Raw genomic sequence first — 18,114 nt, 5'->3', positions numbered from 1 at the left:
GAGGAGCCGGGCCGCTGTCCAGGGACAACGATGGCGCCTTGTGATACCGCCCACGATTCGCGCCCGCTACTCCTTCAAGTCCTCCCATAGCTCCTTCACCTTGGCGAAGAAGCCTTCGGACTGCGGGTTGGTGCCGCCTTCCTTGCCGCCGGCCTTCTCGAACTCGCGCAGCAGTTCCTGCTGGCGCTTGTTGAGGTTCATCGGCGTCTCGACCATCGCCTGGATGTACATGTCGCCGCGGTGCGGGCTGCGCAGCACCGACATGCCCTTGCTCTTCAGGCGGAACTGGTGGCCGGACTGGGTGCCCGGCGGCACCGTGATCTTGGCCTTGGTGCCGTCGATGGAGGGAACCTCCACCGTGCCGCCCAGCGCCGCCGTCACCATGGGGATCGGCACCCGGCAATGGATGTTCGCGCCATCCCGCTGGAACAGCGGGTGCGGAGCGATCGCCAGGAAGATGTACAGGTCGCCCGGCGGCGCGCCGCGCAAGCCCGCCTCGCCCTCGCCGGCCAGACGGATGCGCGTGCCGTCCTCGACGCCCGCGGGGATGTTGACCTGGAGGGTCTTCTCCTTGCGCTGGCGGCCGGCGCCGCCGCAGCTCTTGCAGGCGTCCTTGATGATGCGGCCCTGGCCGTGGCAGGCCGGGCAGGTGCGTTCGATGGTGAAGAAGCCCTGTTGCGCGCGCACCTTGCCGTGGCCGGCGCAGGTCGGGCAGGAGACCGGCTGCGTTCCGGCCGCTGCGCCCGAGCCGTTGCAGCTCTCGCACGCCACCGAGGTCGGCACCCGCACCGTCGCCTGCGAGCCCTTGAAGGCTTCCTCCAGGCCGATCTCCAGATTGTAGCGCAGGTCCTGGCCGCGGCCGGAGCCGCCGCCCTGACGACGGCCGCCGCCCATGAACTCGCCGAACATCTCGTCGAAGATGTCCGCGAAGCCGCCGCCGCCAAAATCGAAGCCGCCGCCGCCGAAGCCGCCGCCCGGCGCACCGCGGCCGCCGTTCTCGAACGCCTGATGGCCGAAGCGGTCGTAGGCGGCGCGCTTCTGCTCGTCCTTCAGGACGTCGTAGGCTTCGTTGATTTCCTTGAACTTGTGCTCGGCGTCGTCGTTCCCGGGATTGCGGTCCGGGTGGTGCTGCATCGCCAGCTTGCGGTAGGCTTTCTTAAGCTCGTCCGCGCTGGCGGTCTTCGCCACACCGAGCAGTTCGTAATAATCCTGTTTCGCCATAGAGCCCCGAGCGCCTCGCGTTCTACCCGACATACCGTTCCGGCCCGCTCCCTGATGGGCAGCGGGCCGGATGGTATAACACGGGTCCGGTCAGACCGGACGTGACTTACGCCGACTTCTTCTTGTCGTCGTCGACTTCCTCGAAGTCGGCGTCGACGACGCCCGAGTCCGCCTGATGACCGGCGCCGGCAGCGCCCGCCGCCCCGGCGTCACCACCGGCGCTGGCCTTGTACATGGCCTCGCCGATCTTCATGGAGGCCTGGGCCAGCGCGTCGGTCTTCGCCTTGATGGCGGCCAGATCCTCGCTGTCCAGCACCGCCTTCAGCTCGGTGATGGCGCGCTCCGCGGCTTCCTTCTCGGCGGCCGGGACCTTGCCCTCGCCCTCCTTGATGGAACGCTCGGTGGTGTGGATCAGGCCGTCCGCCTGGTTGCGGGCGTCGATCAGCTCGCGCCGCTTCTTGTCCTCGCCGGCGTGGGCTTCGGCGTCCTTCACCATCTTCTGGATGTCGGCGTCCGACAGGCCGCCCGAGGCCTGGATGCGGATCTGCTGCTCCTTGCCGGTCGCCTTGTCCTTGGCCATCACCGAGACGATGCCGTTGGCGTCGATGTCGAAGGTCACCTCGACCTGCGGCACGCCGCGCGGGGCCGGCGGAATGCCGACAAGGTCGAACTGGCCCAGCATCTTGTTGTCCGCGGCCAGCTCGCGCTCGCCCTGGAAGACGCGGATGGTCACGGCCGTCTGGTTGTCCTCGGCGGTCGAGAAGACCTGGGACTTCTTGGTCGGCACCGTGGTGTTGCGGTCGATCAGACGGGTGAACACGCCGCCCAGCGTCTCGATGCCCAGCGACAGCGGGGTCACGTCGAGCAACAGGACGTCCTTCACCTCGCCCTTCAGCACGCCGCCCTGGATGGCGGCGCCGATGGCGACCACCTCGTCCGGGTTGACGCCGCGGTGCGGCTCACGGCCGAAGAACTGCTTCACCGCGTCGAAGACCTTCGGCATGCGGGTCATGCCGCCGACGAGGATGACTTCGTCGATCTCGCTGGCCTTCAGCCCGGCGTCCTTGAGGGCCGCCTTGCAGGGCTCGATGGTGCGCTGGACGAGGTCGTCGACCAGGGCTTCCAGCTTCGAGCGCGTCATCTTGACGTTGAGGTGCTTCGGCCCGGACTGGTCGGCGGTGATGAAGGGCAGGTTGACTTCGGTCTGCGTCGTCGAGGACAGCTCGATCTTCGCCTTCTCCGCCGCTTCCTTCAGGCGCTGCAAGGCCAGCTTGTCCTTGCGCAGGTCGATGCCCTGTTCCTTTTTGAACTCGTCGGCGAGGTAGTCGATGATGCGGGCGTCGAAATCCTCACCGCCGAGGAACGTGTCGCCGTTGGTCGACTTCACCTCGAACACGCCGTCGCCGATCTCCAGCACGGAGATGTCGAAGGTGCCGCCGCCCAGGTCGTACACGGCGATGGTGCCGGCGCCCTTCTTCTCCAGGCCGTAGGCGAGTGCGGCCGCGGTCGGCTCGTTGATGATGCGCAGCACTTCCAGGCCGGCGATCTTGCCGGCGTCCTTGGTGGCCTGGCGCTGGGCGTCGTTGAAGTAGGCGGGGACGGTGATGACCGCCTGGGTCACCTTCTCGCCCAGATAATTCTCCGCCGTCTCCTTCATCTTGCCGAGGATGAAGGCGCTGATCTGGCTGGGGCTGTACTTCTTGCCGAACGACTCCACCCAGGCGTCGCCGTTGTCGCCCGCGGTGATCCTGTAGGGCACGAGACCCTTGTCCTTCTCGGTCAGCGGATCGTCGTAGCGGCGGCCGATCAGACGCTTGATGGCGAAAAGGGTGTTCTCGGGGTTGGTCACCGCCTGACGCTTGGCCGGCTGGCCGACCAGACGCTCGCCGTTCTGCGCGAAGGCCACCATGGACGGGGTGGTGCGCGCGCCCTCGGCGTTCTCGATCACCTTGGCGCTGGAGCCTTCCATCACGGCCACGCACGAATTGGTGGTGCCGAGGTCGATGCCAATCACTTTGCTCATGTCTAAAACCTCTGTTTTCCGGCAGATCGGCGGCGGCCCAGTGAACCGGCACCGCCGTGATCCCCATTCGGTTCGGTTGGAACGGTCGGGGTGAACGCGACTGTCGCCGGAGATATAGGCAGGTGCGTCACGGCGTGCAACGTCCTCAAGCCATCGTCGGTGCGCGAAGTTGACACAATCGGGCGAACGGGGGCGCCGGCCGGCCGTCGCTGCCTCTCGGAACATGAGAACATGGCTGCATACAGTGATATGTTTTGTATGCGGAGCCAAACGGGACAAGTCTTACCGATGCGCGAAGTATGATGATAGTGCTGCAACTAAGCAATCCTGGACAAACCCCGATAGTTAACCTTCCGTTAACAATAAAAGATTGTCTGTGGCATGCGCGACCAATTGTCACCGCCCGTCCACTACTGCATGTCTCAAGATTCTAATAGTGAGATAGCTGCGCATTTATGTTATATGCTGCGGTAACGCGGTGCACGGTCTTGCGGTAAGAACGTTGCTGCCCGCGAATAATATCTCGGCAGACAACCGGTTGAAGGGTGACCTGATGTTCGAAGATCGGCGTGGCGTGGCGCTTGCCATCAAATCCTGCCTCGACAGCCTGAAGGACGACGCCGCGCGCGTGGATCTCGACGATCTGGCGCGCTTCATCGGGCTGGCCGCCATGGCTGCCGAGGATGCCGCGACGGCCGCCGATCCCAAGGCCATGCACATGAAGGCGTTGATGGCCGGCGGCGTCGGCCACTGCTGATAGGGAGCGCTGGTTTTCCGGGGGCGGTTCCCGTCCCCGGCGCAGGGCATCCTTACAAAAGCTCCGCCGCGCGGATTGCGGCGTCGAGCCCGGCGAGGTTCGAGACGTGCGGCTCCTGCCCGTCGAACAGCGCCGGCATCGTGTAGCTGAACATCGCCACCCGCACCCGCCCGTCCCGCACATGGCCGAGCAGCCAGAGGTAGTGGCTCTCCTCCCGGCCGTCCTCGTCGGTCACCATGGCGGCCTGGGCGAGGCGCACGCCGTCCTCGCGGTCTTCCACGCTGCGGTCGCTGACCCGCCCGTCGTCCGGCCGCACGAAGCGCACCACCATCTCGTGCAGCACCGCCTCCGCCGCTTCGCCGGGGCGCGGGGTGCGCTCGTCGGCCAGCACGCGCAGGGCGCCACCGCCGGAATCCCCCGGATTTGAGGTTGGGGGATGGAAGGCCACCACCTCGATCCCCTCGCGGTCTTCGGACGACACCGTCCAGTCCATGGGCACACGGAAGCGCACCGTCCCGGCCCACTCCACCGCTTTCCAGTCCTCGTTCATCCGTTCCTCCGCGCTCGGCTGCCGTGACCATAAGGCGTTCGGGCCGCCGGTCCAGCCTTGATCGGCGGCAAGCGGCGTCCCATGAAAGTCCGATGATCGTTTCCGCCAGCTATCGCACCGACATTCCGGCCTTCTACGGCCGCTGGTTCCTCAACCGCCTCGCGGCGGGGTACGCCCGCGTCGTCAACCCCTACGGCGGACCGCCGGGGCGGGTGGACCTGACGCCCGCGGCGGTGGATGGCTTCGTGTTCTGGACCCGGAATCTCGCCCCCTTCCGGGACGCGCTGGATGTGGTGGACGCCCGCCGCACCCCGTTCGTCGCGCAGGTCACCGTCACCGCCTATCCCCGCGCGCTGGAGCGCTCGGTCATCGCCTGGGAGGACGCCGCCGCCCAAATGCGCGCCGTCCGCGACCGCTGGGGGCCGCGGGCGGTGGTGTGGCGCTACGACCCCATCGTCGTCACGACGCTGACGCCGCCGGCTTGGCACCGGGAAACCTTCGCCCGCTTGGCCGGCGCGCTGCGCGGCGTGACGGACGAGGTCACCACCTCCTTCATGCAGCCCTACCGCAAGACCGCCCGCAACCTCGACGTGGCGGCGCGGGCGGCGGCGTTCTCCTGGCACGACCCGGACGCGGAGGAGAAGCGCACCCTGCTCGCCGACCTCCTGAGGATCGCGGCCGGGCACGGCATGGCGCTCACCATCTGCACGCAGCCGGACCTGACGGACGTGCCCGGCGTGACGGCGGCGCGCTGCGTCGATGCCGCCCGGCTGTCGGACGTGGCCGGCGCCGCCGTCATGGCGAAGCAGAAGGGCAACCGCCCCGGCTGCCTGTGCGCCGAGAGCCGCGACATCGGCGCCTACGACACCTGCCCGCACGGCTGCGTCTACTGCTACGCGGTGTCGAGCCGCACCACCGCGCGCACCCGCTTCCAGGCGCACGACCCGGAGGGTGAGTTCCTGTTCAGCCCGGCGGCGCGGGGCTGAGCCGCGCCAGCGCCCGGCAGAACCGCAAGGCTGGGGCCGGTTCGCCAAAGTCCACCTGAAGGTAGGTGTCGGTGCGCGCGATCGGTGCTGCCAGCCGGCCGGCGAACTTGGCGGCGAAGGCGTCGGCGGCCTCGGCCCACGCCGCGTCGAAGCTGCCCGTCGAGGCGTGCAGCACCGGAATGTCCCCCGCGACCGCCACCCGGTAGCCACCGAGATGAGCGCGGAAGCTGAAGTCCACGTCATAGAGGTGGAATCCATCGAAAGTCCGCGCGTCGAAGCCCACCGCCGCGGCGACCTCGCGCCGCGCCGCGATCAGCAGGCCGTCCAGCGCCTGGACACCGCCCATCAGCCCGTGATGCGGGTGGTACACGGATACCGAGCACCCCGCCCCGTCCGGCAGAACGTGCACGACCTGCCCGCGCAGGTACGGCCAGCCCGACGACACCCACCCCGGCCCGCTGAGCCGCGTCGTGCCGGCCAGCCCCAGCACGTCCACCGTGCGCAGGTGGGCGACCATGCGGTGCACCGCGTCGGCCGGCAGCGTCACGTCGTCGTGCGAGAGCACCACGACCTCCCCCCTGGCCCGCGCCAGCCCTTCGGTGTAGCCGGCGGACAGCGAGGATGGACCGACGATGGCGATCACCTCACCGGGGCGGCCGGCCAGCAGCGTGTGCCAATGGGCGACGGCACGGGCCGAGCGCTCCCCGTCCGGGCTGCAAATGATGGCGGAGACCATTGTGTCGCCACCGGGCGGCGCCAACGGCGGGCGCACAGGCTGTGGCCGTTCCGCGAGGATGCGGACGATGGTGGCGAGATCCCGCATGGCCGGGAGGTGGGTGGAATTCCGGCGAAGCGCCGCACGCAGCCAGCGCACGCCGTCCAGCGTGCGCCCCATCCCCAGCGCGGTGCCGCCGCAGGCCGTCAGGACGTCCGGGTCGGCCGGCGCCGCCCGGCAGGCCCCGCGCAGGGCGGTCACGGTTCCGGCGGCATCGTTCTTCAGGCCGCGAACCTCGGCCAGCGCCATCCAGCCCTGTGGGTCGGCCGGGTCCGTCAGGGTGGCCCCGACGCAGACCGCCTCGGCGTCGTCGAGCTGCCCAAGATGCACCAGGGACGCCGCACGGTCGAGGAATGGCGCCGACACGGTGGCTCCTTACATGAGGTCAAAGCCCCTTACGGGCAGACCTTCTTGACCGTCTCGATCAGCTTTTCCGGGTTGAAGGGCTTGACCAGCCAGCCGGTGGCGCCGGCTTCGCGGCCGGCGGTCTTCTTGGCGGGGTCGGCCTCGGTGGTCAGCAGCAGCACCGGCGTGGCGCGGTTGGTGGCGCTGGCGCGCACCGCCTTGGTCAGCGCCAGACCGTCCATGCCCGGCATGTTCAGGTCGGTGATGATGCAGTCGAACTTCTGCTTCGCCACCAGCGCCGCACCGGCGGAACCGTCCGCAGCCTCCTGCACGGCGTAGCCGGCCTTTTGCAGGGTGAAGGTCACCATGTCGCGGATGGTCTTGGAATCGTCGACGGTCAGGATCGTCTTCGCCACGGTCTCGTCCCTGCTTTCTGGCCTGTTTGCCCGTGCGTCGCCGCACAAACTTGAATCGTTACAAATGCGAAGGGTTTGCGCAAGGCCGGGAGCGGTGCGGCGTTACGCCGCCCCCGGCGCTCCGAATCACGCCCCCGGTCAGGCCCCCGCTCAGGCCGTGGTGTCGACGTGCCCGGCGGCTTCCGGCGGGGCCTTGGCGACGCCGACCATCGCTTCGCGCAGCAGGCGGCCATGGATGGTGTAGCCGGGCTGGAGCACCTGGACCACCGTGCCGGCGGGCTTGCCGGTGTTCTCGATCTCGAACATCACCTGATGGAAGTTCGGGTCGAACGGCTCGCCGGTGGGATCGACCTTCTTGATGCCGGTGCGCTCGAAGGCGCCCAGCAGCTGGCGCTCGGTCGCCTCGACGCCGACGGCGAGGCTCTTGAGCATCTCGTCCTGCTCGCGGCCCTCGGGCGGCACGGCGTCCAGCGCGCGGCGAAGATTGTCGGCGACGCTGACCAGATCCTTGGCGAAGCTGGACACGGCGAACTTCGACGCGTCCTCGCGGTCGCGCTGGGCGCGGCGGCGGGTGTTCTCGGTCTCGGCCATGGCGCGCAGCAGCTGGTCCTTCAGGCTGGCGACCTCGGCCTCCAGCTTGGCGACGCGCTCGTCCGCGCCGGCCTCGGGGGCTGCGGCGGCCGGCTGGCCGTTGGTCTCGAGTTCGGCGTCGGCGGGGGTGTTGCCAGCGGAGATGTTGTTGTCGCTCATGTCTCTCTCGTTGTTTTCTTGGGCGCAAGCCTCAGCCGATGAGCCGGCTGACGACTTTCGCTGTGTAGTCCACCAGGGGAATGATACGGGCATAATTGATCCGTGTTGGACCGAGGACGCCGATGGCGCCGATGACCTGCTCGCGGCTGTTCTGGAACGGCGAAATGATCAGCGAGCAGCCCGAATGATTGAACAGCACGTTTTCAGCACCAATGAAGATCTGCACGCCGTCGCCCTGCCCGGTGGCTTCCAGCAGGCGCAGCATCGCCTCCTTGGTTTCCAGCGCCTCGAACAGTGAGCGCACGCGCTCCAGGTCGGACAGGGCGGTGACGTCCTCCAGCAGCTTGGCCTGTCCGCGCACGATGAGCTGGCCGTCCCCCGCGCTGCCCGCCCAGGTGGCGAGCCCGGCCGAGACGACGCGCGTGGATACCTCGTCCAGTTCGGAGCGCTGGTCGGCGATCTCGCGCAGCACTTCCTTGCGCGCCTCGTCCAGCGTGCGGCCGACCAGCCGGGCGGTCAGATAGTTGGACGCCATCTGCAAGGTCGAGCCGGGCAGCCCGATGGGCACCTCGACGACGCGGTTCTCGACCAGCCCATCCTCGTTGACCAGCACCACCAGCGCCCGGCCCGGCCCCAGCGAGACGAATTCGATGTGCCGCAGCGCCCGGTCGGTCTTCGGCGCCAGCACCAGCCCGGCGCAGTGCGACAGGCCCGACAGCATGGCCGACGCCTCGCGCATCACGTCGGGCAGCGAACGGCCCGAGGAGGAGCACTGGGCCTCGATGGACTCGCGCTCGTCCTCGGTCAGCGCGCCCACCTCCAAAATGCCGTTGACGAACATGCGCAACCCCAGCTCGGTCGGGATGCGGCCGGCGGAGGTGTGCGGCGCGTACAGCAGCCCCAGCTCCTCCAGGTCGGCCATGACGTTGCGGATGGTCGCCGGCGACAGAGCCATGCCGAGGCGCCGCGAGATCGTGCGCGAGCCCACCGGCTCACCCGTCGCCACATAGGCGTCGACGATGTGCCGGAAGATGTCGCGCGACCTTTGGTTCAGCTCGGTGATCATGGGGCGGTTGCGAATCCCGTGCGCGGAGTGCGCGTTGGAATTTAGGCGGGTCGGCCGGGCGAATCAACGCCGGCTCTGGACGGAAGGGGGCCGGGGCGCTAGCTTCCCTGCCCGATCGCCCCCCATTTCAACGACCATAGGACCTTTGCCGATGCGCCCCTCCGGCCGCGCCCCCGACCAGCTGCGCACCGTTTCGCTGGAGCCCGGCTTCAGCAAATACGCCGAGGGTTCGTGCCTCGTGCGCTTCGGCGACACCCACGTGCTGTGCACCGCCAGCGTCGACGACAGCGTGCCGCGCTTCCTCAAGGGCACCGGGCTGGGCTGGGTGACGGCCGAGTACGGCATGCTGCCGCGCTCGACGCATTCGCGCACCGACCGCGAGGCGGCGAAGGGCAAGCAATCCGGCCGCACGCAGGAGATCCAACGCCTGATCGGCCGCGCGCTGCGCGCCGTCACCGACCGCGCTCTCATGCCGGAGGTGCAGATCAAGGTGGACTGCGACGTGCTCCAGGCCGACGGCGGCACCCGCACCGCGGCGATCACCGGCAGCTACGTGGCGCTGCATCTGGCGTTCCAGCACCTGATGAGCATCGGTGCCTTGAAGAAGATGCCGCTGACCGATCAGGTCGCCGCGGTGTCCTGCGGCATCTACAAGGGCACGCCGGTGCTCGACCTGGACTACGCCGAGGATTCCAACGCGCAGGCGGATTCGAACTTCGTGCTCACGGGCCGCGGCGGCATCGTCGAGATCCAGGGCACCGCCGAGGAGAAGCCCTTCGAACAGGCCCAGTTCATGGACCTGCTGACCCTGGCCCAGAAGGGCATCGCCGAACTGGCCGCCTTGCAGAAGGCGGCGCTGGGCATCGCCTGAGGCTTTTGCGGGCCACCTCTTTTCCCCTCTCCCCTCTGGGGAGAGGGTAGGGGTGAGGGGGTCCCGCCGTTTCGGTACGTCCGGCACACGCGCATCCCCCTCACCCTAACCCTCTCCCCAGGGGGGAGAGGGGACTGAGAAGGAACGCCTCACCATGACCACCCCCCGCCACTTCACCGGCGACACGCTGGTCATCGCCACGCACAATCCCGGCAAGGTGCGGGAGATCGCCGACCTGCTGCGGCCCTACGCCAAGAATTTCGCGTCCAGCATCGACCTCGGCCTGCCCGAGCCGGAAGAAACCGGCAGCACGTTCGTTGCGAATGCGGAACTGAAGGCTCTGGCCGCCGCCAAGGCCGGGCACATCGCGCTGGCCGACGACAGCGGGCTGGTGGTGCCGGCGCTGGGCGGCGATCCGGGGATCTACTCGGCGCGCTGGGCCGGCCCGACCAAGGACTTCCGCGTCGCCATGCAAAAGGTTGAGGACGGGCTGGCGGGCAAATCCGACCGCTCCGCCTATTTCGTCTGCGCGCTGTCGCTGGCGTGGCCGGACGGGCATGTGGAGACGGTTGAGGGGCGCTGCCACGGCACGCTGGTGTGGCCGGCGCGTGGGGAAAAGGGGTTCGGCTACGACCCGATCTTCATTCCCAATGGCTACGGCATTACCTTCGGTGAGATGGACCCGGCCAAGAAGCACGAGATGAGCCACCGGGCCGACGCCTTCCGCCAGCTTGTGGAGCGATGCTTCAGATAGTCCCCGATCCCGGCTTCGGGATCTACATCCACTGGCCCTTCTGCAAGTCGAAGTGCCCGTACTGCGATTTCAACAGCCACGTCCGCGAGCGCATCGACCAGCCGCGCTGGCGCGATGCGCTGTTGCATGAACTCGATCATTACGCAGACGCAACGGCTGGCCGCACCGTCACGTCGGTGTTCTTCGGCGGCGGCACGCCCTCGCTGATGGACCCGGACACCACGGCGGCGCTGATCGACCGCATCCAGCAGCGCTGGCGCGTCGCCAACAGCCTGGAAATCACGCTGGAGGCCAACCCCACCTCGGTGGAGGCCAGCCGCTTCCAGGCGTTCCGCGCCGCCGGGGTGAACCGGGTGTCGCTGGGCATCCAGGCGCTGGACGACGCGTCCCTGCGCTTCCTCGGCCGTCAGCACAACGCCGCCGAGGCGCTGGGCGCCATAGACCTGGCGGCGCGAACGTTCGATCGTTTCTCTTTCGATCTGATCTACGCGCGGCCCGAGCAGACCGTCGCGGCGTGGCAGGCCGAGCTGACCCGCGCGCTGGATTTCGCGGTCGGCCACATCTCGGTCTACCAACTGACCATCGAGGAGGGCACCGCCTTCCACCCCGCCCACCGGCGCGGCGAATTCCAGATCCCCGACGAGGAACTGGCCGGCGACCTCTATGAGGCGACGCAGGATCTGCTGGGCGCCGCCGGCCTGCCGGCCTACGAGATCTCCAACCACGCCCGCCCCGGCGAGGAGAGCCGGCACAACCTCACCTACTGGCGCTACGGCGACTATGTCGGCATCGGCCCCGGCGCGCACGGCCGGCTGACGCTGGACGGCACGAAGCACGCCACCCGCGCCCACCGCGCGCCGGAAATCTGGCTGGAGCGCGTCGAGCGCCACGGCCACGGCGGCCACACGCCGGAGGCCGTCGACGCCGACTCCCGCGCCACCGAGCTGCTGATGATGGGCCTGCGCCTGACCGAAGGCGTCGCCCGCGCCCGTCTGGTCGAGGAAACCGGCCGCGACCTGGACGCTCTCGTGGACTCGCACGCGTTGAAACGCTTGGTGGACGGCGGCTTCCTGGAGGTGGACGCCACCGCCCTGCGCGCCACCGCCGAGGGCCGCCAGCGCCTCAACGCGGTGCTGTCCAGCCTGCTGGCGTAAAAGCCCCTACTCCAGCGGTTGCAGCATCTTCGGCGTGCGCATGTCCTCGCCGATCGGCGCGTTGCGGGCGGCACCCCGCATCTCCGCGGGCGAGCGGGCCAAGCCGACGCGGTCGCTGTAATTCCGCGGCGGCCCCTGCGGCTCGCCCTCGCCGCGCAGCATCTGGGCGCAGGCGATGTCCAGCGCCGTCACGCCGGCCACCGCCGCCATGGCGATGCCGACGTTGTCGCGCCGCGGGTTGTCGCGGCCGAGCCCGACCGCCAGCGTGCCGAGGTCGAGCGCGTCCCCGACGACGCGGCCCCACATCCACGGTTTCGGATCGCCCACCGCCAGCAAGCCGATGCCGGCGCCGATCTCCCGCACGCCATAGCCGCGGATCAGCCCGGCATGCTCCTCCATGCCCAGCCAGCGGCCGAGGCGGCGGCCGGCCACCACTTCGGTCAGGCCCAATCCAATGCTGAACCACCCCAGGCCACGCGCCAGCGTGTCCGCCGTCGAGTTGTGATAGTACGCCATCGCGTAACCTCCTAAGGCTTGAGCACCACCTTGACGCAGCCGTCCCGCTTCTCGCGGAAGGTGTCGTACATCTCCGGCCCCTTATCGAGGCCGACGGTGTGGGTGATGACGAAGGACGGGTCGATCTGACCCTCCTGAATCCGCTTCAGCAGATCGTCGGTCCAGCGGTTCACGTGCGTCTGCCCCATGCGCCAGGTCAGGCCCTTGTTCATGGCGGCGCCGAACGGGATCTTGTCGAGCAGCCCGCCATAGACGCCGGGGATCGACAGCGTGCCCGCCGGCCGGCAGACGTAGATCATCTCGCGCAGCACGTGCGGCCGGTCGGTTTCCAGCATCACCGCCTGCTTGGCGCGGTCCATCATGGCGTCCACCGTGGCGGTGGTGTGCGCCTCCATGCCCACGGCGTCGATGCACTTCTCCGGCCCCTTGCCGCCGGTCAGTTCGCTGAGGCGCTCGATGACGCTCTCGTCCTCGAAGTTGATGGTGATGGCGCCGCCGGCCTTGGCCATGCTGAGGCGCTCGGGCACGCAGTCGATGGCGATGACCTGTTTCGCCCCCAGCAGGATGGCGCTGCGGATGGTCATCTGGCCGACCGGGCCGCAGCCCCAGATCGCCACGGTGTCGGTCGGCTGGATGTCGCACTGCGCCGCCGCCTGCCAGCCGGTCGGGAAGATGTCGCCGAGGAACAGCACCTGCTCGTCGCTCAGTCCATCGGGGATCTTCACGTGCGTCCGGTCGGCGAAGGGGACGCGCACGTACTCCGCTTGCCCCCCCGCATAGCCGCCGGTCAGGTGCGTGTAGCCGAACAGCCCGGCGGTGGTGTGGCCGAACAGCTTGTCCGCCATGTCCTTGTTGCGGTTGGAGCGCTCGCAGACCGAGTAGTTGCCGCGCCGGCACTGCTCGCACTCGCCGCAGAAGATGGTGAAGGGCACCACCACGCGGTCGCCGGCCTTCAGCGCCTTGTTGTCGGTGCCGACCTCGACCACTTCGCCCATGAACTCGTGGCCGACCACGTCGCCGGACACCATGCCCGGCATGAACCCGTCGTAGAGGTGCAGGTCCGAACCGCAGATGGCGCAACTCGTCACCTTGATGATGGCGTCGCGCGGGTGCTCGATCGTCGGGTCGGGGACGGTGTCGTAGCGGATATCGCCTTTGCCGTGCCAACACAGCGCTTTCATGGCTGGTTTCCCATCGTTGCCGGGCAGGCACGCACACGCTGCCCCTCCGTTCCCCTCGATGCGATGACATTTCGCGCGGCAATGGGTTCCCGCGGACGCTGGCGCAGTCGGCCGAGGCCCCCTCGCCGTCCGGCAGCTTCGAAGAATGGCTGCGCGACCGTTGAGTGTTCCTGTGGGCCGTCTCACAGCGGGAATAGGCGGCGCTGTGGCAGTGTTCGTCCACCAGACACCCCTCTCCCGATGGAGATCCGAGATGCCCCGTCCGTTGCCCTTTCATGTTCCCGACGCCGCGACGATCAGCGCCATGACGCCCAAGCGGGGCCACGAGGTGCGCTACCACGCGCCCTCGCCCATGCTGCCGCTGCACGACCACAGCGACGCCCGCCGCGAGACCGCCATCCTCGCCGAGGTGGACAGCGGCTATCCGTGGAACGACTGATTCCGCCGGCGGCTTTTACGCCGGCCGCGGCGCCAGCCACGCCGGCAGGAGTTCCACCGCGAGGATGCAGGCCAGGATAACCGCGCAGCCCAGCATCTGCTGCGCCGAAAGCTGCTCGCCGAGTACCACCGCACCGGCGAGCGCCGCGAACACCGCCTCGGAACTGAGGATCACCGCGGCGTCCGCTGCGGCGGTGTAGCGTTGCCCCACCGCTTGGATGGTGAACGCCACGCCCGACGACAACACGCCGGTGTAGAAGATGGCCCAGCCGGCGTTGGACAGGTTGGCCAGGGTGGCCGGCTCGCTCGCCACGCCCCATGCGGTGCTGAGCACGCCGCAGATCAGGAACTGCACGAAGGCCACCAGCGTCGGCGCCCCGGTGCGTGCGGACACCGCACCGACCAGACTGACCTGGACCGCCCAGAACACCGCCGAGGCGAGGACCCACAGATCGCCGGGCGCAAAATCCAGCGTGCCGCCGCCGCTCAGCATCCAGGTGCCGGCGACGCAGCCCGCCGCCGCCGGCCACAGCACCGGATGCGGCGTGGTGCGCGCCACGGCGAAGACCAGCAGCGGCACCAGCGGCACGTAGAGCGTCGTCAGAAAGCCGGCGTTGGTCGCGGTCGTGTGGTTGACGCCGATCTGCTGAAGCACCGACCCCGCGAACAGCGCGCAGCCGACCGCCAGCATGACCAACCGGTCACGCCCGTCGATCCGCGCGCTGCGCCACGCCCGCACCGCGAACGGCAGCACCACCAGGGCACCGACCAGGAAGCGCACGCCGGTGAAGGTCATCGGTCCGAGGTGCGCGCCCCCCAACTTCTGGACGACAAAGGCGCCGCCCCAGATGGCCGCCGTGAAGAGAAGCGCCAGATTGGCGAGTGGACGGGACAAGGTAAGATCCAGTGCGGAGAGATTTGCGTTACTGTCCCAGAACTTCCCAGCTCTGCGGCGCCGGGTCGAGGACGCGCGAACCCTCGGGGGTCACCTCCAGCACGGCCAGACCGCGCTCCGCCACGCCGTTCTGGCGCAGGCGGAACAGCCCGTCCACACCGGCGAAGCCGTTCGGGTTGGTCAGGTTGGCGGTGTCGAACGGCGCCGGGCCGCCCAGGCGCGCCAGGGCACCCGCCAGCGCCGTGGCGTCGTAGGCCAGCGTGGCGACGCGCGGCGGCTTCTTGCCGTACAGCGCCTCGAACCGCGCTTCGAAGTCGGCGCGCTGCTCGGGCGACGGGGCGGCGTACCAGCCGCCGACCATCGCCGGCTCGCGTCCCAGGCCCGGCTCGTCCCACACGCCGGCACCCAGCAGCTTGACCCGGCCGGGGTCCACGCCGTTGGCCAGCAAGGCCGAGGATAGCGTCTTCACCCGCTCGCCGGTTTCCGCCAGCAGCACCGCCTGCGGGGCGACGGGGGCCTGCGCCACCTGCCGGGCGGGGACGGCGGGGTCGCTCAACGCCGGGTCATAGCGCTCCACCTGCGCCACCTGCCCGCCGAATCGCTGCGTCGAGGTTTGCAACGCGTTGAGCACCGCGTTGCCATAGGGGCTGCGCGGCGCCAGCGCCACGAATCGCGTCACCCCGCGCGAGCGGGCGAAGCCGGTGACCCGCCCGACATGGTCGGTGGGCGTGAAGCCCAGGATGTAAGTGCCGTTGCCGGCCAGCGTCGCGTCGTTGGAGAAGGCCAGCACCTCCACCCCCGCACCGCTGGCGACGGGCTTGACCGCCTGGACCTCCTGCGCGAACAGCGGGCCGAGGATCAGCCGCGCACCGTCCGAAATGGCCTGCCGCGCCGCGTCGGCGGCGCCGCGGGGGGTGCCCTTGGTGTCGCGGGGCAGCAGCTGGAACTGCTCGCCGGCCACATCGAACAGCGCCAGCTGGGCGGCGTCCAGCATGGACTGGCCGATTTCGGCGTTCTGGCCGGTCAGCGGCAGCAGCAAGGCCACCTTCTGCACCACCGGTCCCATAGGCTGAATGGCGGATGGGGATTGCGGCGCTTGTGCCGCTGGCGGCGGGGCCGCTACATTCGGCGCGCAGGCGGCCGTCAGAAGAACCGCCGTCACCCACAGGCCGCGCGCGATCCGCGGCCCCCGAGAGCGCGAGAAAGGTGTCGCCAATCGTGCCACCGAAGGTCTCCAATCCTGATCCGGCCCACAGCCACGGCGCCATAAGCCACGGTGAAGGTAGCGGCAGCGGCCGTTCAAGTAAACCGGCCGCCGGACTGTACGTCGTCGCCACGCCCATCGGCAACGCGGCCGACATCACGTTGCGCGCGCTCGACACGCTGAAGCGCGCCGGCGCCATCGCCTGCGAGGACACCCGCGTCACGTCCAAGCTGATGGGCCTGCACGGCGTGACGACTCCGCTGGTCTCCTACCATGAGCATAACGCCGAGCGGATGCGTCCGGTCCTCATCGAGCGCATGCAGGCGGGCGAAGCCATTGCGCTGGTGTCGGACGCCGGCACGCCGCTGGTCTCCGACCCCGGCTACAAGCTGGTGCGCGCCTGCGTCGAGGCGGGCGTGCCGGTCACCGCCCTGCCGGGGCCGTCGGCGGTGCTGACCGGGCTGGTGCTGTCCGGGCTGCCCAGCGACCGCTTCCTGTTCGCCGGCTTCCTGCCCAACAAGAGCGCCGCCCGCCGCACCGCGCTGGGCGAGCTGGCGGCGGTCCCGGCGACGCTGATCTTCTACGAATCGGCGCAACGGCTGGCCGACTCGCTGGCCGACATGGCTGCCGTGCTCGGACCGCGTGAAGCGGCGATGGCGCGCGAGCTGACCAAGCTGTACGAGGAGGTGCGGCGCGGCCCGTTGCCCGACCTCGCCGCGCACTACGAACAGGCCGGCCCGCCGAAGGGCGAGGTGGTCATCGTCGTCGCCCCGCCCGGCGCCGAGGCCGAGGCGCAGGCGGTGGACGTGGACACGGCGCTGCGCGAGGCTCTCGGCCGGCTGTCGGTGCGCGACGCGGCGGCCGAGGTGGCGCTGATGACCGGGCGGCCGAAGCGCGAGGTGTACGCCCGCGCTCTTGAACTCAGCCGGGCAGTGGCACGGGAGGACGGCCGATGACGGCCACCGACGAACGACGGCGGCGCAGCGAGGGGTACGGCCGCTTTGCCGAAGCGCTGTGCCGCGGCCTGTTGCGGGTGAAGGGCTACCGCATCCTGGCCACGAGGCTGAGGACGCCGCTGGGCGAGATCGACATCGTGGCGCGGCGCGGCGACACGCTGGCGGTGATCGAGGTGAAGGCCCGGCGCGACTGGCAAACGGCGGGCGAGGCGGTGGGCGCACGCCAGCTCGGCCGGCTGTCGCGGGCGGCGCACGTCTTCCTGGGCGCCAATCCGCAATACGCCGGGTTGACCTTGCGCTTCGACGTGATGCTGGTTACCCCTTTCGCGATACCGCGCCACCTGGTGGACGCTTGGCGGTTATAGGACAGGCCAGGGAAAGACTAAGGACACGTCCGTTGAACAGCCGCCGCGAAGCCCGCGAGATCCTGCGCCGCATCGGCAACCAGCCGGACGAGGACATCGACCTCGCCGAGGCGGCGCTGGCCCTGGGCGCGCTGGACCGTTCCGACCAGCCGCTCGACCGCTACCGCCGGCATCTGGCGGCGCTGGCCCGCGACATGGCCGAGCGCTTCGACCCCGACACCGACTGCCTGGAATCGCGCATCACCCTGCTGCACGAGGTGATCATCGACCGCCACGGCTACACCGGCGACACCGACACCTACGACGATTTGCAGAACGCCAACCTGCTGCGCGTCATCGACCGCCGCAAGGGGCTGCCGGTGGCGCTGGGCATCCTCTACCTGCACGCCGCGCGGTCCATGGGCTGGAGCATGGTGGGGCTGAACTTCCCCGGCCATTTCCTGGTGCGCCTGGACGTGCACGCCGAGCGCGCCATCCTCGACCCCTTCAACGCCGGGCAGGTGCGCACCGCCGTCGACCTGCGCGAGCTGCTGAAGGCCACCGCCGGCACCGCCGCCGAGCTGGAGCCCGCCTACTACCAGCCGGTCGGCAACCGCGACATTCTGCTGCGCCTGCAAAACAACCTGAAGCTCCGCCATCTCTCGAACAACGACGTGCCGCAGGCGCTGGACGTGCTGGAGGGCATGCGCCTGATGGCGCCCGGCGAATCGGCGCTGTGGCGCGAGACCGGGTTGCTGGAAGCGCACCGCGGCAACCTGGACGAGGCCATCACCGCCCTGGAAACCTTCATCCGCCTGGGCGGCAGCGACCACCAGCTGCATCAGGCCGCCATGTTGGTCCAGCAGCTCAAGAACCGTCTAGATTAGACACGCCTGAATTAGCCCCCGGAGA

Annotated in this window: 19 protein-coding genes and 1 pseudogene; 9 read left to right on the top strand and 11 right to left on the bottom strand. The window is 69.3% G+C overall.

Annotated elements, in window-relative coordinates; genetic code table 11:
* Positions 1 to 66: 66 nt before the first annotated feature.
* Together dnaJ and dnaK are read right to left on the bottom strand one after the other, a co-directional pair.
* Positions 67 to 1,221, bottom strand: a complete 1,155-nt coding sequence (dnaJ, locus tag ACSVDD_RS23310; RefSeq protein WP_448191794.1) for a molecular chaperone DnaJ — start codon at positions 1,219 to 1,221, stop codon at positions 67 to 69.
* Positions 1,222 to 1,327: 106 nt separating this feature from the next.
* Positions 1,328 to 3,244, bottom strand: a complete 1,917-nt coding sequence (dnaK, locus tag ACSVDD_RS23305) for a molecular chaperone DnaK (RefSeq protein ID WP_448191793.1) — start codon at positions 3,242 to 3,244, stop codon at positions 1,328 to 1,330.
* 553 nt (positions 3,245 to 3,797) lie between these two features.
* Between dnaK and ACSVDD_RS23300 the strand changes: the two genes are divergently transcribed.
* Positions 3,798 to 4,001 (top strand): hypothetical protein, encoded by a 204-nt coding sequence (locus tag ACSVDD_RS23300; protein ID WP_448191792.1) that lies wholly within the window; start codon positions 3,798 to 3,800, stop codon positions 3,999 to 4,001.
* Between the two features lie 52 nt (positions 4,002 to 4,053).
* Here the strand turns inward: ACSVDD_RS23300 and ACSVDD_RS23295 are convergent, their stop codons facing one another.
* Complete coding sequence (locus ACSVDD_RS23295) at positions 4,054 to 4,551, bottom strand: hypothetical protein (protein ID WP_448191791.1); 498 nt, start codon at positions 4,549 to 4,551, stop codon at positions 4,054 to 4,056.
* Positions 4,552 to 4,643: 92 nt separating this feature from the next.
* On the opposite strand from ACSVDD_RS23295, the gene ACSVDD_RS23290 reads away from it, so the two are divergent.
* Positions 4,644 to 5,537 carry a DUF1848 domain-containing protein gene (locus ACSVDD_RS23290; protein ID WP_448191790.1) on the top strand — a complete coding sequence of 298 codons (894 nt, stop codon included), beginning with the start codon at positions 4,644 to 4,646 and terminating at the stop codon, positions 5,535 to 5,537.
* Here the strand turns inward: ACSVDD_RS23290 and ACSVDD_RS23285 are convergent.
* The 4 genes and pseudogenes from ACSVDD_RS23285 to hrcA all read right to left on the bottom strand — a co-directional run bounded on the left by ACSVDD_RS23285 (position 5,515) and on the right by hrcA (position 8,889).
* Positions 5,515 to 6,678 (bottom strand): glycosyltransferase, encoded by a 1,164-nt coding sequence (locus tag ACSVDD_RS23285; protein ID WP_448191789.1) that lies wholly within the window; start codon positions 6,676 to 6,678, stop codon positions 5,515 to 5,517. The genes ACSVDD_RS23290 and ACSVDD_RS23285 overlap by 23 nt on opposite strands.
* Before the next feature lie 29 nt (positions 6,679 to 6,707).
* Positions 6,708 to 7,073, bottom strand: a complete 366-nt coding sequence (locus tag ACSVDD_RS23280) for a response regulator (RefSeq protein ID WP_448191788.1) — start codon at positions 7,071 to 7,073, stop codon at positions 6,708 to 6,710.
* Positions 7,074 to 7,223: 150 nt separating this feature from the next.
* Positions 7,224 to 7,841: pseudogene (gene grpE / locus ACSVDD_RS23275) on the bottom strand (nucleotide exchange factor GrpE); the annotation flags it as partial.
* Positions 7,842 to 7,854: 13 nt separating this feature from the next.
* The gene (gene hrcA / locus ACSVDD_RS23270; protein WP_448191787.1) at positions 7,855 to 8,889 is read right to left on the bottom strand and encodes a heat-inducible transcriptional repressor HrcA; all 1,035 of its coding nucleotides are present in this window, start codon (positions 8,887 to 8,889) and stop codon (positions 7,855 to 7,857) included.
* Between the two features lie 151 nt (positions 8,890 to 9,040).
* Here hrcA and rph point away from each other — a divergent pair, with 151 nt between their 5' ends.
* The 3 genes from rph to hemW all read left to right on the top strand — a co-directional run bounded on the left by rph (position 9,041) and on the right by hemW (position 11,668).
* Entirely contained in the window at positions 9,041 to 9,760 is a 720-nt protein-coding gene (rph, locus tag ACSVDD_RS23265) for a ribonuclease PH (protein ID WP_448191786.1), read from the top strand.
* Between the two features lie 154 nt (positions 9,761 to 9,914).
* Positions 9,915 to 10,514 (top strand): RdgB/HAM1 family non-canonical purine NTP pyrophosphatase, encoded by a 600-nt coding sequence (rdgB, locus tag ACSVDD_RS23260; RefSeq protein WP_448191785.1) that lies wholly within the window; start codon positions 9,915 to 9,917, stop codon positions 10,512 to 10,514.
* Positions 10,502 to 11,668 (top strand): radical SAM family heme chaperone HemW, encoded by a 1,167-nt coding sequence (gene hemW / locus ACSVDD_RS23255; RefSeq protein ID WP_448191784.1) that lies wholly within the window; start codon positions 10,502 to 10,504, stop codon positions 11,666 to 11,668. Before rdgB ends, hemW begins: the two co-directional genes overlap by 13 nt.
* 6 nt (positions 11,669 to 11,674) lie before the next feature.
* Here hemW and ACSVDD_RS23250 read toward each other — a convergent pair whose 3' ends face one another.
* Positions 11,675 to 12,184 carry a cyclase dehydrase gene (locus ACSVDD_RS23250; protein WP_448191783.1) on the bottom strand — a complete coding sequence of 170 codons (510 nt, stop codon included), beginning with the start codon at positions 12,182 to 12,184 and terminating at the stop codon, positions 11,675 to 11,677.
* 11 nt (positions 12,185 to 12,195) lie between these two features.
* Positions 12,196 to 13,365 carry a zinc-dependent alcohol dehydrogenase gene (locus ACSVDD_RS23245; RefSeq protein WP_448191782.1) on the bottom strand — a complete coding sequence of 390 codons (1,170 nt, stop codon included), beginning with the start codon at positions 13,363 to 13,365 and terminating at the stop codon, positions 12,196 to 12,198.
* A 253-nt stretch (positions 13,366 to 13,618) separates the two neighbouring features.
* Between ACSVDD_RS23245 and ACSVDD_RS23240 the strand changes: the two genes are divergently transcribed.
* Positions 13,619 to 13,804 (top strand): hypothetical protein, encoded by a 186-nt coding sequence (locus ACSVDD_RS23240; protein ID WP_448191781.1) that lies wholly within the window; start codon positions 13,619 to 13,621, stop codon positions 13,802 to 13,804.
* A gap of 15 nt (positions 13,805 to 13,819) precedes the next feature.
* Here the strand turns inward: ACSVDD_RS23240 and ACSVDD_RS23235 are convergent, their stop codons facing one another.
* Both ACSVDD_RS23235 and ACSVDD_RS23230 read right to left on the bottom strand, forming a co-directional pair.
* The gene (locus ACSVDD_RS23235) at positions 13,820 to 14,698 is read right to left on the bottom strand and encodes a DMT family transporter (RefSeq protein WP_448191780.1); all 879 of its coding nucleotides are present in this window, start codon (positions 14,696 to 14,698) and stop codon (positions 13,820 to 13,822) included.
* 28 nt (positions 14,699 to 14,726) lie between these two features.
* The gene (locus ACSVDD_RS23230) at positions 14,727 to 15,752 is read right to left on the bottom strand and encodes a penicillin-binding protein activator (protein ID WP_448191779.1); all 1,026 of its coding nucleotides are present in this window, start codon (positions 15,750 to 15,752) and stop codon (positions 14,727 to 14,729) included.
* Between the two features lie 161 nt (positions 15,753 to 15,913).
* On the opposite strand from ACSVDD_RS23230, the gene rsmI reads away from it, so the two are divergent.
* From rsmI to ACSVDD_RS23215, 3 genes are read left to right on the top strand one after another with little or no spacing between them, the layout of a single operon-like run.
* On the top strand, positions 15,914 to 16,858 hold the full coding sequence (rsmI, locus tag ACSVDD_RS23225; protein WP_448191808.1) for a 16S rRNA (cytidine(1402)-2'-O)-methyltransferase: 945 nt from the start codon (positions 15,914 to 15,916) through the stop codon (positions 16,856 to 16,858).
* A complete protein-coding gene (locus ACSVDD_RS23220; protein WP_448191778.1) occupies positions 16,855 to 17,223 on the top strand; it encodes a YraN family protein in 369 nt (122 codons plus the stop codon). The genes rsmI and ACSVDD_RS23220 overlap by 4 nt, the downstream gene beginning before the upstream one ends.
* A gap of 32 nt (positions 17,224 to 17,255) precedes the next feature.
* On the top strand, positions 17,256 to 18,089 hold the full coding sequence (locus ACSVDD_RS23215) for a SirB1 family protein (RefSeq protein WP_448191777.1): 834 nt from the start codon (positions 17,256 to 17,258) through the stop codon (positions 18,087 to 18,089).
* Positions 18,090 to 18,114 lie beyond the last annotated feature (25 nt).

The sequence above is a fragment of the Azospirillum terrae genome (assembly GCF_053470425.1).
The sequence above is the reverse complement of the archived record's forward strand: the minus strand, read 5'-3'. Positions and strand labels throughout refer to the sequence as shown.